Annotated in this window: 14 protein-coding genes; all 14 read right to left on the reverse strand. The window is 59.5% G+C overall.

Going from position 1 to position 14,710, the window contains the following annotated elements; all coding sequences use genetic code 11:
- Positions 1 to 143: 143 nt before the first annotated feature.
- Positions 144 to 1,274: a M24 family metallopeptidase gene (locus GPK42_RS00970; protein ID WP_117769618.1), complete on the reverse strand. Its 1,131-nt coding sequence runs from the start codon at positions 1,272 to 1,274 to the stop codon at positions 144 to 146.
- A gap of 132 nt (positions 1,275 to 1,406) precedes the next feature.
- A complete protein-coding gene (locus tag GPK42_RS00975; protein WP_215692875.1) occupies positions 1,407 to 2,516 on the reverse strand; it encodes a hypothetical protein in 1,110 nt (369 codons plus the stop codon).
- Complete coding sequence (locus tag GPK42_RS00980) at positions 2,513 to 3,046, reverse strand: shikimate kinase (protein WP_006233986.1); 534 nt, start codon at positions 3,044 to 3,046, stop codon at positions 2,513 to 2,515. The genes GPK42_RS00975 and GPK42_RS00980 overlap by 4 nt, the downstream gene beginning before the upstream one ends.
- 8 nt (positions 3,047 to 3,054) lie before the next feature.
- On the reverse strand, positions 3,055 to 3,552 hold the full coding sequence (locus GPK42_RS00985) for a YqeG family HAD IIIA-type phosphatase (RefSeq protein WP_215692877.1): 498 nt from the start codon (positions 3,550 to 3,552) through the stop codon (positions 3,055 to 3,057).
- A 1-nt stretch (position 3,553) separates the two neighbouring features.
- Positions 3,554 to 4,987, reverse strand: coding sequence for an endolytic transglycosylase MltG (mltG, locus tag GPK42_RS00990; RefSeq protein ID WP_252200010.1), 1,434 nt, complete (start codon positions 4,985 to 4,987; stop codon positions 3,554 to 3,556).
- A complete protein-coding gene (ruvX, locus tag GPK42_RS00995) occupies positions 4,980 to 5,408 on the reverse strand; it encodes a Holliday junction resolvase RuvX (RefSeq protein WP_035138185.1) in 429 nt (142 codons plus the stop codon). Before ruvX ends, mltG begins: the two co-directional genes overlap by 8 nt.
- A 17-nt stretch (positions 5,409 to 5,425) precedes the next feature.
- Positions 5,426 to 8,083 carry an alanine--tRNA ligase gene (gene alaS, locus GPK42_RS01000; protein ID WP_215692879.1) on the reverse strand — a complete coding sequence of 886 codons (2,658 nt, stop codon included), beginning with the start codon at positions 8,081 to 8,083 and terminating at the stop codon, positions 5,426 to 5,428.
- A gap of 152 nt (positions 8,084 to 8,235) precedes the next feature.
- Positions 8,236 to 9,642: an AI-2E family transporter gene (locus tag GPK42_RS01005; protein WP_215692881.1), complete on the reverse strand. Its 1,407-nt coding sequence runs from the start codon at positions 9,640 to 9,642 to the stop codon at positions 8,236 to 8,238.
- The gene (locus tag GPK42_RS01010) at positions 9,639 to 10,430 is read right to left on the reverse strand and encodes an RNA polymerase sigma factor SigF (protein ID WP_022094589.1); all 792 of its coding nucleotides are present in this window, start codon (positions 10,428 to 10,430) and stop codon (positions 9,639 to 9,641) included. Before GPK42_RS01010 ends, GPK42_RS01005 begins: the two co-directional genes overlap by 4 nt.
- A 1-nt stretch (position 10,431) precedes the next feature.
- Entirely contained in the window at positions 10,432 to 10,809 is a 378-nt protein-coding gene (locus tag GPK42_RS01015) for an ATP-binding protein (protein ID WP_215692883.1), read from the reverse strand.
- Positions 10,802 to 11,395, reverse strand: coding sequence for a hypothetical protein (locus tag GPK42_RS01020; protein WP_215692885.1), 594 nt, complete (start codon positions 11,393 to 11,395; stop codon positions 10,802 to 10,804). The genes GPK42_RS01015 and GPK42_RS01020 overlap by 8 nt, the downstream gene beginning before the upstream one ends.
- Before the next feature lie 95 nt (positions 11,396 to 11,490).
- The gene (locus GPK42_RS01025; RefSeq protein WP_215692887.1) at positions 11,491 to 12,840 is read right to left on the reverse strand and encodes a replication-associated recombination protein A; all 1,350 of its coding nucleotides are present in this window, start codon (positions 12,838 to 12,840) and stop codon (positions 11,491 to 11,493) included.
- Positions 12,841 to 12,900: 60 nt separating this feature from the next.
- Entirely contained in the window at positions 12,901 to 14,148 is a 1,248-nt protein-coding gene (locus tag GPK42_RS01030) for a deoxyguanosinetriphosphate triphosphohydrolase family protein (RefSeq protein WP_215692889.1), read from the reverse strand.
- A 31-nt stretch (positions 14,149 to 14,179) separates the two neighbouring features.
- Entirely contained in the window at positions 14,180 to 14,602 is a 423-nt protein-coding gene (locus GPK42_RS01035) for a prepilin peptidase (RefSeq protein WP_215692891.1), read from the reverse strand.
- Between the last annotated feature and the right edge of the window lie 108 nt (positions 14,603 to 14,710).

The following is a 14,710-nucleotide window of genomic DNA, read 5'->3' on the forward strand; positions in this document are numbered from 1 at the left end:
ATGGGCAGAACGCACAAGCGTCCAAATTACATACGACCGAAATTATACACTTGCTGACGGCGCCTGCAGCGAGCGCATAAAAAGAGAACGCGGGGCGTCCGAATCGATCCGGACGCCCCGCCCCAAAAATCTATCGAAATGGGCTAGCAATCGATGACGTGCAGGTCGTGCGGGGTCTTGGTGAAGGGCTCGTAGCCGTTCTCGGTGACCACGCCGTAGTCCTCCAGACGCACGCCGCCCACACCGGGCAGATACACGCCGGGCTCCATGGTGATAACCGAGCCGACCTCGATGGTGTTCTTGCTGCGGTTGAAGTTGGGCAGCTCATGGATGTCGATGCCCACGCCGTGACCCAGACCATGGTTGTAATAATCGCCATAGCCGGCATCGCCGATAATCTTCTTGGAAAGCTTGAAAATGTCGTTGCCCTCGACGCCCGGATGGATGGCAGCGACGCACTCCTCGTGCGTACGGCGCACGAGCGCGTACAGGTCGAGCTGCTCCTGGGTAGGCTCGCCCATCACGACAGTGCGTGTCATGTCGGAGCGATAATCGCAGTAGCCCGCGCCGTAATCCATGAGGACAAAGTCGCCCTTCTCGATCACGCGGTCGCTCGGGACGGCATGCGGGTTGGCGGTGTTGGGGCCGCTCGCCACGATGGAGCCGAAGGCAAGGCTGTCAGCACCGTTGGCGAACATAAAGTTCTCGAGCTCGTTGCGAACCTGCTTCTCGGTCATGCCGGGCTTAATAAAGCCGAGCATATGCTGGAAGGCGGCATCGGTGATCGACTGCGCGTGGCGCATGAGCTCGATCTCCTCGGCGTCCTTGATGGCGCGCATCTTGCGGATGTCGTCATGCATCAGCGGCAACATGCAGGCGACGGAACGATCCTCCAGACCACGCTGAATACCCTGGTAGAAGTTGATCTGCATGTCGTCCTCGACAGCGCAGACGCGGCACTTGTTGGCCGCGATCTTGCCGGCGACCCAACCGGGGATGGTGCCCTCGTCCATGTCGTAGACCCAGGGGCTGCCGGCGGGCGTGTTCTCCTCAAAGCTGTTGAGGTAGCGCGAGTCGGTATGGAACAGGCACTGGTCGGCCGTAATAAACGCCGCGTGCGGGAACTCGAAGGTGTAGTCGAAGACGCCCTTCACGCCCGTGAGCCAACGAAGATTGGCCTCGTCGCGTACCACGATAGCGTCATAGCCGCGCTCGACCATCAGGGCACGGACACGTTCGATACGACCGGCAGGACCGGCAGCAAACTCAGACATGCAGATTCCTTTCTTATTGTCTCTATAAAGACGGAACGGGTCTCAACCGAACGACGGAATCGCATGCGATCCGCAACCGATTGAAAACCCGCCCCTCAACATGATACGAAAGACGATGGATGTCAATAAATCTTAGAGAAGTTCTTTGCGAGAAGCCAAGTAGGCGTGAACATGGCGCTCAAGAACCTCGTCCTCAACGCTCGTTAAACGAATGGCGCCGAGTGCCGCGGGCAGCGGCAACATACTGCGGTTCGAGCGGGCGAACTGCTGCCTGCGGAACTCCTCGATAAACGCGGTGGGCTCCAGGTCGAAGGCAAGTTCCTCGATGCCAAAGTCCTCCAGGCAGTCATCGACCTCAAAGACGTAATCGATATCAAAGTCGCAGGCATCATGTGCTAGGCGCACCTCAAAGCGCATGCCCTCGGATAACAGCTGGTAGGCAGGGACCTGCGAAGCGGCATCGCCCAAGCAGGCGCGCAGGGTACACTCCCCCGTCTTGCCAAAATCGAGCGCATGGCGAGCGCTCGGGTTTGTGGCCATCAGTACGTCCTTACGGGCAGTCTGAGACCATTGAACGGCATTGACGAGCGCGACCTCCTCGCCCGCGAGAATCTCGGGGACGGTCTCAGTAAACTGATTCCAGCGGGACTTACTGCTCGAAAGCATGGTGCCAACAAGCACCACAAAGCCGAGCTTGAGGTCCTCGGGGTCCGCCTCACGAACAAGGTCGAGGTCACACACGACCAAGCCCGGTTCGGGACGGAACGCGATAGCGGGAAGCGCATTGGCCGACGAGGCGACGAGCGGCTTCATGGTCGTCGCGACCGTGAGCATGGCGTCGAAGGTCGTCGGCAACAGCGCGCACTCGGTTCGGCCGCACCACTGGTTGGCGCACCAGCTGACAACCGAGCAGGTTGCGGCATCGCCAACGGCGACAACCAGATCGTCGCAGGTAACGCCGTTGGCAGACAAGGCACCAAAGACGGTATCGGCATCGGCCAGCGTGGCACCGGCAGGCGAAACCTCAAGGACTAGCAGCGACACGGCAAAACCGGCGTCGACCAGCGCATGCTCGACAACCTCGCCATAGCGCTCAGATGTGGCGTCGTTCCAAACGACCATCGCGCGCTTAGGCTTGCCCACGGCCGAGGCAAACATACGCGACAGTTCATCGAACGCACCCAATCCGACACGGACATCGACGCTGCGGTTTTGGAAATTGATCAGTTGACGGCGAATCATAGCAGCCCACGCTCCAAAAGCATCTCGGCACAAAGGTAGGAAACGTCCTCGAAGGACTTGTTGCGAATATCAAGGGTAAGGTCGGCAGCCTGGCGATACAGCGGACGGCGATGCTCAAACAGGCGCGCGGCATGCTCAGGCGAGCGGAAATCGGGGCGCGTGTCGGACCGACGAATCTGGCGAATCGAATCCTCGAAGTCGCCCTCGAGGTACACGCACGTACCCATTTCGTGCATCAGCTCAATATTCACCGGTGTCTCGACGATACCGCCCCCGCACGAAACCAACAGGCTGCGCTCACTTTGGAGCGAACGGAGCGCCGAGGTCTCGAGCTCGCGAAAACGATCCTCGCCCTCGGTCTCAAAAATCTCGGTTACCGACTTGCCGCAACGGCGCACGACCAGGCGGTCGGTATCGATAAAACGCCGCTTGAACATGGTGCCGACGTTGCGCGCGAGCGTCGACTTGCCCGCGCCCAAAAAGCCGATAAAGAAGATATGGTCGCAGCCGTGTTTGGTGTGCTGGGACATAGCGAGACCTATTCCTCGCAGGGAAGGTCGCGCAGGGCCCGGCGCTCAAAGATACGGAAGATCTGCGTATACCACAGGTCCTGCGTCGCCTGCGGCTTTACCAGGATGGTATCGACGCCGGCGAAATTACCGCTCCACACGTCAGTGTAGAGCTGATCACCGATCAGCACCGCCTCGTCGACCGTGGCGCCGAGGCGCTTAAGACCCGCCTTGAGGGCAAACGGCGCCGGCTTCATGGCGTGGCTGATGGCCTCGAGTCCCAGCTCGCGTGCAGAGCTCATGACCTGGTCGCGATGCCAGTTGTTGGACACCATGCACAGCTTAAAACCCTTGGCGCGGGCGGCGTCGAGCCAAGCGGAAACCGCGGTGGGAACCTGCTCGGTGTCGCGCGGCACCAAGGTGTTATCGCGATCGAGCAGAATGGCGCGTTTACCGTCGGCCCACAGGGTATCAAGGTCGATGCGATCGACCGAGACAACGTATCGTTTGGGGCTAAAAATCCTCATGTTAATTCCAAGACTGTTGATGCTCTTCGTAGGTTTGCGAGAAGTACTCCTCGTCCTGCGTAATGTAGAAATACAGGTCCTCGGAGTTGGTCGGCTCAAGCGTGGCCTTGAGTGCCTCGAGCGACGGAGAGCAGATGGGCGTGGGCGGCAGACCCTCGTGTTTATAGGTGTTATACAGACTATCGCTCTGCAGGTCGTCGGCGGTAACCTCGCCACCGGTGACATACATCATGGTCGCATCGCTGTTGAGGTAACGCAGACCATCGAGCTTGCCGGCCAAGCGGTTGTAGAACACCGATGCCACATGCGCGCGCTGATCGGCATTGAGACCCTCGCGCTCGACGATGGAGGCAAGGTTGACGATGTCGTAGTCGGACATCTCCACACCGTAGCGCTCCTTGATCTTGGCTTCGCAGCTCGCAAAGTCAATCGACTTGTACTCGGTCTTAAACTGATCGAGCATAGCGCGAACCACGTCATCGGCCGTCGGCGAATCACCCAACGAATAAGTCTTGGGGAACAAGAAGCCCTCGAGCGAGTCGTTGGCGGCGCCCTTAAGGAAGCTATAGTCGTCCACGTAGTTGGAGGCCTTGGCCTGGTTGAGGAAGTCTTCCTTAGAGATGCTGTCGTAAGCCTGGGCCACACGGTCGGCGACTTGATCGACCGTTAGGCCCTCAGGGATTGTCAGCGCATTGGAGCCCGCGTTGGGGCCTTCTATGAGCTGCTGAACAACCTTGGTCGCATCCATGAGTGTGGTGAACGAATAATCACCAGGCTTGAGCGACATATCGGCGTTGAGCTTCTTCACCGCCGCATAATAATCCTTGGGATTTTCGACGATATGGTTCTCGGAGAGAATCGAGGCGATAGTATCGCCCGAAGCACCATCGGGAATGGTCACCGTAACCTGCTGACCAGCCGTGACCTTGGTATCCCCACCGGCAAAGAAGCCCTTGACGGCCGGTACGACAAAGAAAGCGATCGCAGCAAGCGCGAGCACCGACACTACAACGCCGATGATCATGGGACCCGGAGAACTCTTCTTTTGAGCACCGCGACGAGCATGCGTGTTGTAGCTCGAGCGGGTCGCCGGAGCAACGCCATGCGAACCGCGAGCGTGATGCGAATGCGATTGGGGGGCCTGCGTTCGCTGGGTAGGTGCCTGCTGCTTAAAGCGGGTGCCGCCTGCAGGCTGGGCCGTACGAGCAGTGGGCTGCTGAGCCGCGTGAGAAGCCGAATGCTGAACCGAACGAGCAGAAGGCTGCTGACCCGTCCGTTGAACAGGTTGGGCCGAACGAGAGAAGGACTGCGCCGGGCGCGCGGCAGGCTGAGCTACGCGCTGCGTCGGCAGTGCCGGACGCTGGCCAGGCTGGGCAGGGCGCGACGCCGGCTGCTGTGTACGATTCGGCTGGCGCGGATCGGAAGCACTAGGCATGCGAAACCTCCTCGTTTTTACGATCGAGCCACGTCTGCAAAAACAGGCTGGCGGCAATCATGTCGATCTTGCCCCTCATCTGCTTTTCGTTGAGTCCCTGCTCGCGCAGGATACGCTTGGCCTCTTGCGAGGACAGACGCTCGTCCTCAAACTCCAACGGAAGATCGAGCTCGTCGGCAATCTTTTGCGCCACAGCGGCAACGCGCTCGGCCTGAGGGCCGGGCTCACCGGCCATGGTCAGGGGACGTCCGCTTACCAGGATATCGGGCTCATAGTCCTCCACCAGGTAGCGGAACGTCTTGGCCATACCGGTGACCTCGGCAGCCGGAAGCACCTTGACAGGCATCGCCATCTTGCCATCACGGCTCGAGACGGCGATGCCAATCCTGGTCTCCCCTATGTCCAGCGCAAGCGCAACCACAGCGACTTCTTAGATTCTTAGGCGCCGAGCGCGGTCTTAGCGGCCGCGAGGGCATCGGCGATGCCGGCAGCGTTCTTGCCACCGGCCTGGGCCATGTTGGGACGACCGCCACCGCGACCGTCGACCAGACCCGCGATCTGCTTGATCACGTTACCGGCGTGGAAACCGGCCTTGACGGCGTCATCGGAGCCGGCAGCGAGCAGGGCCGGAGTGCCCTTCTCAGTCACGCTGGCAACAACGCAGGCGACAGGGCCGGCGACCTTCTGGTGCACGGTATCCCAAACGTTGCGCAGGTCAGCGGCCTCGAGACCCTGAAGCTCAGCAACAACGAGCTTGTAGCCATTCAGCTCGACGGCGCCCTCGATGGCGCTGGAGATGGCGTCGGAGGAGCCACCGGTCAGAGCCTTCTTGAGCTTATTGGACGTCTCGCGCAGCTCGGCCTGCAGGTTCTCCACGCGAGCGGGAACCTCGTCGACGCGGCACTTGAGCGCAGTAGCAGCGGCGTCAACGAGTGCCAGGCGGTCGGCCATATAGTCGAGGGCACCCTTAGAGGTCACGGCCTCGATACGGCGGACATTGGAGCCCGTGGAGGACTCGGAAATGATCTTGAACAGGCCGATCTCGGCGGTGTTGGCAGCGTGTGTGCCACCGCAGAGTTCGCGGGAGAACGGCTGGTCCTCAGCGCCCACGGAGACAACGCGGACGACGTCGCCATACTTCTCGCCAAACAGGGCGACAGCGCCGGCAGCCTTAGCATCGTCGATGCCCATGACACGGGTCACGACCGGCTTGGAAGCGAAGATCTGCTGGTTGACCAGGTCCTCGACAGCCTTGAGCTGCTCGGAGGACAGGGCCTCGAAGTGTGTAAAGTCAAAGCGCAGGTGCTCGGGCGTCACCAGCGAGCCGGCCTGGGAGACGTGCTCGCCCAGGACCTGCTTAAGGGCAGCGTCGAGCAGGTGCGTGGCGGTGTGGTTGCGGCGCAGGAAGCCACGGCGCTCGGCGTCGAGCGCGGCGGTCACAGCGGCACCGACGGTCAGCGTGCCCTCGGCAACGTGCGCGACGTGGGCATACAGGCCGTTGTGGTTCTTGGTATCGGAAACGGTAAGAACAACGCCCTCGGCGGAAAGCTTTCCGGCATCGCCCTGCTGGCCACCCATCTCGGCGTAGAACGGGGTGCGGTCGAGCACGACCTCGACGTCCTCGCCGGCGGCAGCGGACTCGACGGACTCGCCGTTGCGCACGATGGCGACAACCTTGGCGCCCTCGATCACATCGTTGTCATAGCCGTCGAACTCGGTCGCTGCGACCTTGTCGGAAAGCTCGACCCACACATCGTTGAAGCTGCCCCAGGCATCGCCCTTTGCGTTAGCGCGGGCGCGGGCCTTCTGGTCCTCCATGCAGGCGGTAAAGCCGTCCATGTCGACATCGTGGCCAGCGGTGCCGGCGATCTCGACGGTCAGGTCGATGGGGAAACCAAAGGTGTCGTGCAGCTTAAAGGCAACATCGCCCGGAAGCACAGCACCCTCGGCAAGCGCTGCCAGGGCCTCATCCAGGTAGACGCGACCGTTGTCGAGCGTCGTGGAGAAACGCTCCTCCTCGGAGGCGACGATACCCTTGACGAGCGCGACGTTCTTGAGCAGCTCAGGATAGGCCTCGCCCATCTGAGCGTTGACCTCGTCGATGAACTTGGTCAGGAAGGCACCCTCGATACCCAGCAGGCGACCGTGGAACACGGCACGGCGGAGCAGACGGCGAAGGACGTACTCGCGACCCTCGTTACCGGGGAGGATGCCGTCGGAAATCATAAAGTCGACGGCACGGGAGTGATCGGCGATGATGCGCAGCGAGCGGCTGGCGCCGGAGTAATCATCGGCGTCATAGGTCTTGCCGCTGATCTCCTCGCCCAGCTTGATGAGATGCTGCATCAAGTCGCCGTCGTAATTGGCGGTCTTGTGCTGCATGATGGCGGCCATGCGCTCCAGGCCCATGCCCGTATCGAGGTTGCGGTGCGGCAGCTCCGGCATGGAGCCGTCCTCCTGACGGTCGTACTGGGTAAACACAAGGTTCCAGAACTCAAGGAAGCGGTCGCAGTCGCAGCCAGGCTTGCAGTCGGGGCTGCCGCAGCCGACCTCCTCGCCCATGTCAAAGTAGATCTCGGAGCACGGACCGCAGGGGCCGGTGGGGCCAGCGGCCCAGAAGTTGTCGTCCTCGCCCAGGCGGGAGATGTGGTCCTCGGCAACGCCCAGAGAACGCCACACGTCGTGGGTCTCGTCGTCCTCGGTAAAGACGGTAAAGTACAGGCGGTCGAGCGGCAGCTTGAACTCCTTGGTGATGAGCTCAAAGGCCCATGCGCAAGCCTGCTCCTTGGAGACGCCGCCAAAAGAGAAATCGCCGAGCATCTCAAAGAACGACAGGTGACGGCCGTCCTCGCCGATGCAGTCGATGTCGTTGGTGCGGACGCACTTCTGGCAGGAGATCGCGCCAATCTCCTTCATGGTCTTCTTGCCCTGGTAGTACTCCTTAAACTGGTTCATGCCGGCGTTGGCAAGCAGCAGCGAAGGATCGTCGGGGACGAGGGACGAAGAAGGATAGAGCTTAAGACCGCGCTCCTCAAAGAAGTTGAGGAACTTGGAGCGAATCTCGGCCGTAGTCATTGACGGGTAGTCAGCACTCATAGAGGGAATCTCCTCGGTTTCACATCGAAACAGTTCAAACGTAACGATATTACCATCCCACCGCGCAAGTGCAAAAAAGAGGGCCGGCACAATGCCGGCCCTTCAGCGAAATTGCATGTTAGTGCGTATGAATGTTAACCCGAATTACCCCGCTAGTTGTCGTCATCGTCCATGGAGCCATCGATGCCGGTTTTGGTGTCGTCCGAGTTGGAGTCATCGTCCTTGGCGAAGGGATTCTTGAAGAAGCCCGTGGCATCGGGTTGCAAACCCGAGAGCTTGATCCAGGGATTATCGAGCTCGGGCTTGGGCATGGCCTTGGCCTCGGGCGCAGTCTCGTTGCCGATGAGCTCGGACTCGTAGATGAAAGTGTCGTCGCCGAGCGCGTCGTAGGCGGCGACCGGATTGCCATCGGCATCGCGGTACGGTGTGCCCTTAAACACGGCGCCGTCATAGGCCACAAGCTGGCGGCCGGTCTCATTCTCAAAATAGTACACGAAGATACCCTTGAGGGCCGCACACAGCGGGATGGCAATAATCATGCCGATGGGACCCATGAGTGCCGAGCCAATAACGAGCGCCGTGAGGCTCATGATGGGATGCACCTGCACCGAGCTCTGCATGACCTTAGGCGAAATCACGTTATCGGTGACGTTTTGCGCCACCATCGTCACGATGAGCGTCCATAACGCCAACATGGGGCTGAACATGAAACCGAGCACTGTGGCGATTGCTGCGCTCACCCAAGGACCGACGACCGGAACCAAATGCATGATGCCGGTAAAGATAGCCATGAGCGCCGCATACGGATGACCGATGATCATAAAACCGATAAAGGCGAGGAAACCACCGCAGATGGACGTCACGACCATACCGCGCATGTAGCCACCGACAGAGCGAGAAAGGATGGCGACCATAAAGCGGTACGAGGTCTCCTTCTCCTGACCGATGATGGTGCAGACCTCGTGGTGCATGCGAGGGTAGTCGCAGGCCATCCAGTACGCAAGCACCAGACCAAGGAAGATCACGAACAACTGCGAGGCCGTATTAGTGATGAGCGGGAACACACCGCGGCCAAGCTCGGCAGCGATCTGAGACACATACTTCGATGCCACGGCAACCAGCGACGAAAGATTATCGTCCAAATACTCCTTGAGCGGCGTGTTGTTGAGCGTCTTGGCATGCGAGATCATCTCATTGAGGTCGCCACCCGCAACACGAAGCTGCTCGGGCAGGCGGCTCAGGACTTCCATGATCTGACCAAAGAGAATCGGCGACAAGATGCAAACGACACCGACGAGCACGGCAACAACAACAATAAGCGCGATAAGCGAACCGATGCCGCGATTCACGCCATGGTGCTCGAGCCAGTTGGTGATCGGGGACATCACAAAGGCAATGATGGAACCAACAGCGAGAAACTCGATAACCGGCGCCAGGATGCCCATAAGGTTAAAGATGACAGCGGCGATGACAATGCAGCCGACAACAGCCCAAATGCGAAGCGTCAGAATGCGGGTGTCGCGCAGCACGCGATCGGTTTGTTGGGGGCGCTCACTCATGAACGAATCATCACTCCGTCGGGGTCGATCTTGTCCTGAATCTTCTTAAGTGTGCGGCGCAGCAGACGCGAAACCTGCACCTGAGAAATACCCAGCTTCTTGGCGATCTCGATCTGGGTCATGCCCTTCACAAAGCGCAGCTCGATCACCTCGCGCTCGCGCGGCGAGAAATCACGGATGGCTTCCTCAATCACTAGGCGGTCATCTGTAAAGTCGAGCTCGTTGTCGTCGTCGGCGTAACGGTCGAGAATCGAGGGGGCATCATCGGAATCGGACGCACCAGGAGCCTCGATGGGCACCGAGGTATAGGCCGAAGACGATTCCATGGCCTCCAGCACCTCATCGACCGTCACGTCCAAGTACTCAGCGATCTCCTCAACCTTGGGCGAACGCTGCAGCTCGTTGGTAAGTTTGTCAGTAGCCTGGTTGACCTTGGCCGAGAGCTCCTGCAGACGACGCGGTACGCGCACGCTCCAGCCCTTGTCGCGGAAATGGCGTTTGATCTCACCCAGGATAGTGGGTGTCGCAAACGTTGTGAACTCGAGCCCGCGCTCAGGGTCAAAGCGGTCGATAGCCTTGAGCAAACCCAGATAGCCGACCTGCATGAGGTCGTCGAGCGGCTCGCCGCGATTCTTAAATTTGTTGGCAAGAAACCTTACCAGGTTCATATGGGACATGACGAGCTGCTCACGGGCGTCCGGATCACCGGTCTCCTTGTAACGACGAAACAGCTCGCGGGTTTTCTCCTTGTCCCAAGCGGTCTTGCCGCTCCGGGAACGTTCGGTCATATTAGATATCCGCCTTGAGGTCGAGGGAAAGCGTCAGGGGCGCCGCAGTCTTTTCGTAGGAGTCGCACACGCTCGCGAGGATGAGCTCGGCATACACCGCAGCCTGGTCGTCTTCATCGACCGTAGACTGGTCGCCGAAGGTAATAGTCATGCCAACGTGGGTCTCATCGACATCGAATTTGATGGTGATGTCATCGCAGTCGACCGCGGTGCAACCAAAGATGAAAGCCTCCTCAGCAGCCATGCGGATGTCCTCGATGCGATCGACAGACATAGAGCACAGGGCACCAACGTTGGCTGCCGTCATGCGCACAAGGCGAGCGAGACGCGGGTCACCGGCAACGGTCAGCGTGATAGGGCAGGTTGCTTCGCTACTCATCGCAGGACTCCTCAGAGGTCTCGGCGGGCGTATAGGTGTAATACTGAGCAGGCTTGGCTGCGGGCTTCTGAGCCGCATCCGCACCATCGGCGGCCTCGTCCTCAGCCTCACCAATCAAAACGCGCTCGGTAGGCTGCTCGGCCTCGGCGGCGGCAGCGGCGAGCTTGCGATCGGCGTCGGCTGCAGGAGTCTTCACCTTATTGAAGAGCTTCTGCACGGCGCCGGCCGCAGAATCAGTCACGCTCGACACGGCATTACTGGCCTCGGCCATGCTGCCCGTGACCTCGGAAATATCGCGAACGACCGCCTCAACCTCAACGAGGTTGGACGTCAGGGCGTCAACGGCAGTCTTGCTCGACTTGAGGAGCGGCTCCACCTGGGCAAGTGCCGGCGTAAGCTCATCAACGGCGCCATCGAGCTTTGCCACCACGGGCTGTGCCTCGGCGAGCGTGTTGTTGAGGTCGCTCACCGTCTTGTCGAGCGAGTCGACGACGGTGCGGGTCTTGCGCAGCGTGAGCGCGAGCTCAATAACAGCCCACACGCCGGCAACGGCGAGCAGCAGCAAGGCGATTTGAATGGGACTCATACAAGCCTCCCAAAGGAATCGAAATACAGACGCTGTTTATGGTACCCCAAAGAAGGGGAAAGTTACCCAAAGGGAATGCGCGAGGCGCCAATGACCTACTTGGGAGCGTTGCCGCTACGGTCGCGCTCGCTTTGCTCCACACGCCACTCTTCCCAGCCGCGACCGGCAGGCTGCCAGAACGCGCCGCGCTCCAGTCCCTCGGGCAAATAGCGCTGATCAACCCAGCCTTCGGGATAATCATGCGGATACTTATACACACCGTACTCGTCGCTGCCCGGGCGATGACGGTCGCGCAGATAACTCGGCACTTCGCGCAGCCCACTTGAATGGATATCGGCCAGCGCCGCATCGATCGAGGCCTCGCACGCGTTGGATTTTGGCGCCAAGCACACATAGAGCGCAGCCTGAGCCAGGTTAATGCGACATTCGGGATAGCCAATGACCTCGGCGGATTTAAACGCAGCATGTGCCACCAAAAGCGCCTGCGGATCGGCGTTACCGACGTCCTCCGAGGCCTGAATCATAATGCGGCGAGCGATAAACTTAGGATCCTCCCCTGCGTCAATCATACGCGCGAGCCAATAGATCGTGGCATCGGGGTCGCTTCCGCGCATAGACTTGATGAACGCACTGATAATGTCGTAGTGCATGTCGCCGTTTTTGTCGTACGAAAAACCACGACGCGGGTTGGCGATCTTAACGTCATCCACGGTGATGGGATAGCGCTCCCCCGCCGCCGGCGCTGGCGTCCCTTCCGTATCGGGACGCGTGACGGCAATCTCGCTCGCAAGCTCGAGCGTCGTGAGCGCCGATCGAGCGTCGCCCGCAGCCAGCGTACAAATGGTCTTAACCGTATCCTCATCGGCCGAGAACTTACCGTTCAGACCATGCGGAGCCTCGAGCGCACGCTCGATCAGTGTGGCAATGTCCTCGTCCTTAAGGTGTTCAAGTTCCACAACACGACCACGCGAAAGCAGCGCCGAATTGACCTCAAAGTACGGGTTCTCCGTCGTGGCACCAATCATAATGACGGTACGGTTCTCAACCGCATGCAGTAAGGCATCCTGTTGTGACTTCGAAAAGCGATGAATCTCGTCGATAAACAGGATGGTACGACGGTCATACGTATTCAGGCGAGTCTTTGCCTCGTCGATCACGCGACGCAGGTCCTTCACGGTACCCGTGACGGCGCTGACCTCGACAAACTCGCTCTTGGTATGGTTGGCGATAATATGGGCCAGCGTCGTCTTACCCGTACCGGCAGGCCCGTACAGAATCACGCTCGAAAGCACGTCGTGCTCGATCGCGGCACGCAACCATGAGCCCTTACCGACGGCCTTTTGCTGACCCACGTACTCATCGAGCGAATTGGGGCGCATGCGCACCGCAAGCGGCGCATTCTGAAAGGAACGCTCGCGCGTCGAAGCAGAAAAAAGGTCGTCCATAGCCATCCCGTGCATCAATCAAAAACGTTTTCCACTAACAGTATACCGAATATATACGAACTACCGTTCGTTAATATAGGTACGGTGCGGAAACTTCAACCCCGGGAACAACTTGCTCGTCAGCTCGCAGAAATAGCCGTCCGTCATGCTCGAAATGTAATCCACTACGGTCTGATCTTTATCGTCCTGCCAGGCATAGACGCGATCGTAGTAGGAAAGCTGCTGCTCAATGCGAGAAATATGGTGCTTAAAGATGTACGAGGACTCATCGCCTTCGTTTATATCCTGCAGGCAACGATCATAAAGTTTATCGAAGGCCTCGCGCAGCTCCGCCTCGGAGTCGCCTTCGATGCCGCCCTTGCTATAGATCTTCTCGTAGTTCTCGCGCTTGGCACGGCGGATTTCCTCAAACAGGTCCTCGCTCATCTCGATGCGCGGCTTGCCATAGCTGTGCTCAACGATATCGATGGAGGCATGCGTAAGGATCCAGCTGTTGTAAGCCCCGCCCAGGCCATCGTCAAACGCGTCGGGCGCCAGCAGGCCCGCCGCAATGGCGTCTTGGCGATCGCGTCCAACATAGGCAAGGATATCCGAGATGCGAACCACGCAGCCTTCGAGCGTCATGGGACGCAGGTGCTCAATGGCGCCATAGCCCGTGGCAATGCAGTCCTCGACAGTTCGGTCGAACTGGTCAAAGGAGCCCATGTCCGAGAGCTCAAACTCGCGCTGCTCGTACTCGCCGTTATGGCACAACACGCCGTCGAGCGTCTGGAGCGACACATTGCGGCCATATAGGGCATCGAGCACACGGACCGACTGCACGTTATGGAAAAAGAAGCGGCCGGTACGCTCATGATAGATATCGTTGAGGAAGCGCTCGCCGGCATGGCCGAAAGGCGTGTGTCCCAAGTCGTGGCCCAGACCAATCGCCTCGATCAGATCGCAATTGAGCCCCAGAGCGCGCCCGATATCGCGAGCGATACGCGAGACGAGCTGCACGTGAAGGCCACGACGCGACAGGTCGTCGTTGCTGCGAAAGCTGAAGACCTGTGTTTTACCGGCGTATCGCGCGTACGCAGGCAGATGAAGAATCTTTTCGGCATCGCGCATAAAGGCCGGACGCATGAGTGTGCCTTGGTCTGCGGCTCGATCAACACGACGGATGGCCTGGTCATCGTTGCATCGATAAGGATCAACGACACCCGAGGCGCGGTCGGCGGCGATACGTTCGACCAGCTCGGGCGACAACGCCGCGGGAATGCGATCCATGCGCGCCTTGATGGCGGCTGTCTCTTGATTGGTTGCCATAGCATGCTCCTTAAAAAGGGCGCGCAAACGGTTACAGTGTGCAGCCCACGACCTCGATTATGGCAAAAATCGGCACCAAAAACGGGAGCAATGGCAGGGAGCGCGATTTTGTGATGAGGCAGGTGATGGCAAGCGCCAGGAGCGAGGCAGCAAATGCCACGATGCCACCCATAGGATCGAGCGTGCAAAGCGCGAAGAGCGCCTTGACATCTCCCATGCCAATGCCCGAGGTTTGGCGAAGACGACGCCAGAGGGACTCAGTCAGCACGAGAGCAAGATACACGATGACGGCAAGACCTGCGTGGTCAAGCGTTGTGTTAACACCCTTGTCGAGCCAAACGCCCGCAAAAGCCGCCACGGCACATGCGCCGGCAAGCTCATTGGGAAACCGTCGCTCTCGGGCATCAATGACCGCGCCGGCAAAGATGCAAATCCAAAACGGGATATAGAACATCGAAACTCCCTCAACTGAGCGATCAAATACAAAAACCACCACAAAGGTGCCTGTGAACTGCGCCCCGAAACTTGGACTGAATAAATAGCGACTACGCCGCAAGGGCCT

Origin of the sequence: Collinsella aerofaciens, from assembly GCF_018785265.1 — a bacterium.
GTDB classification, from domain to species: domain Bacteria; phylum Actinomycetota; class Coriobacteriia; order Coriobacteriales; family Coriobacteriaceae; genus Collinsella; species Collinsella aerofaciens_AI.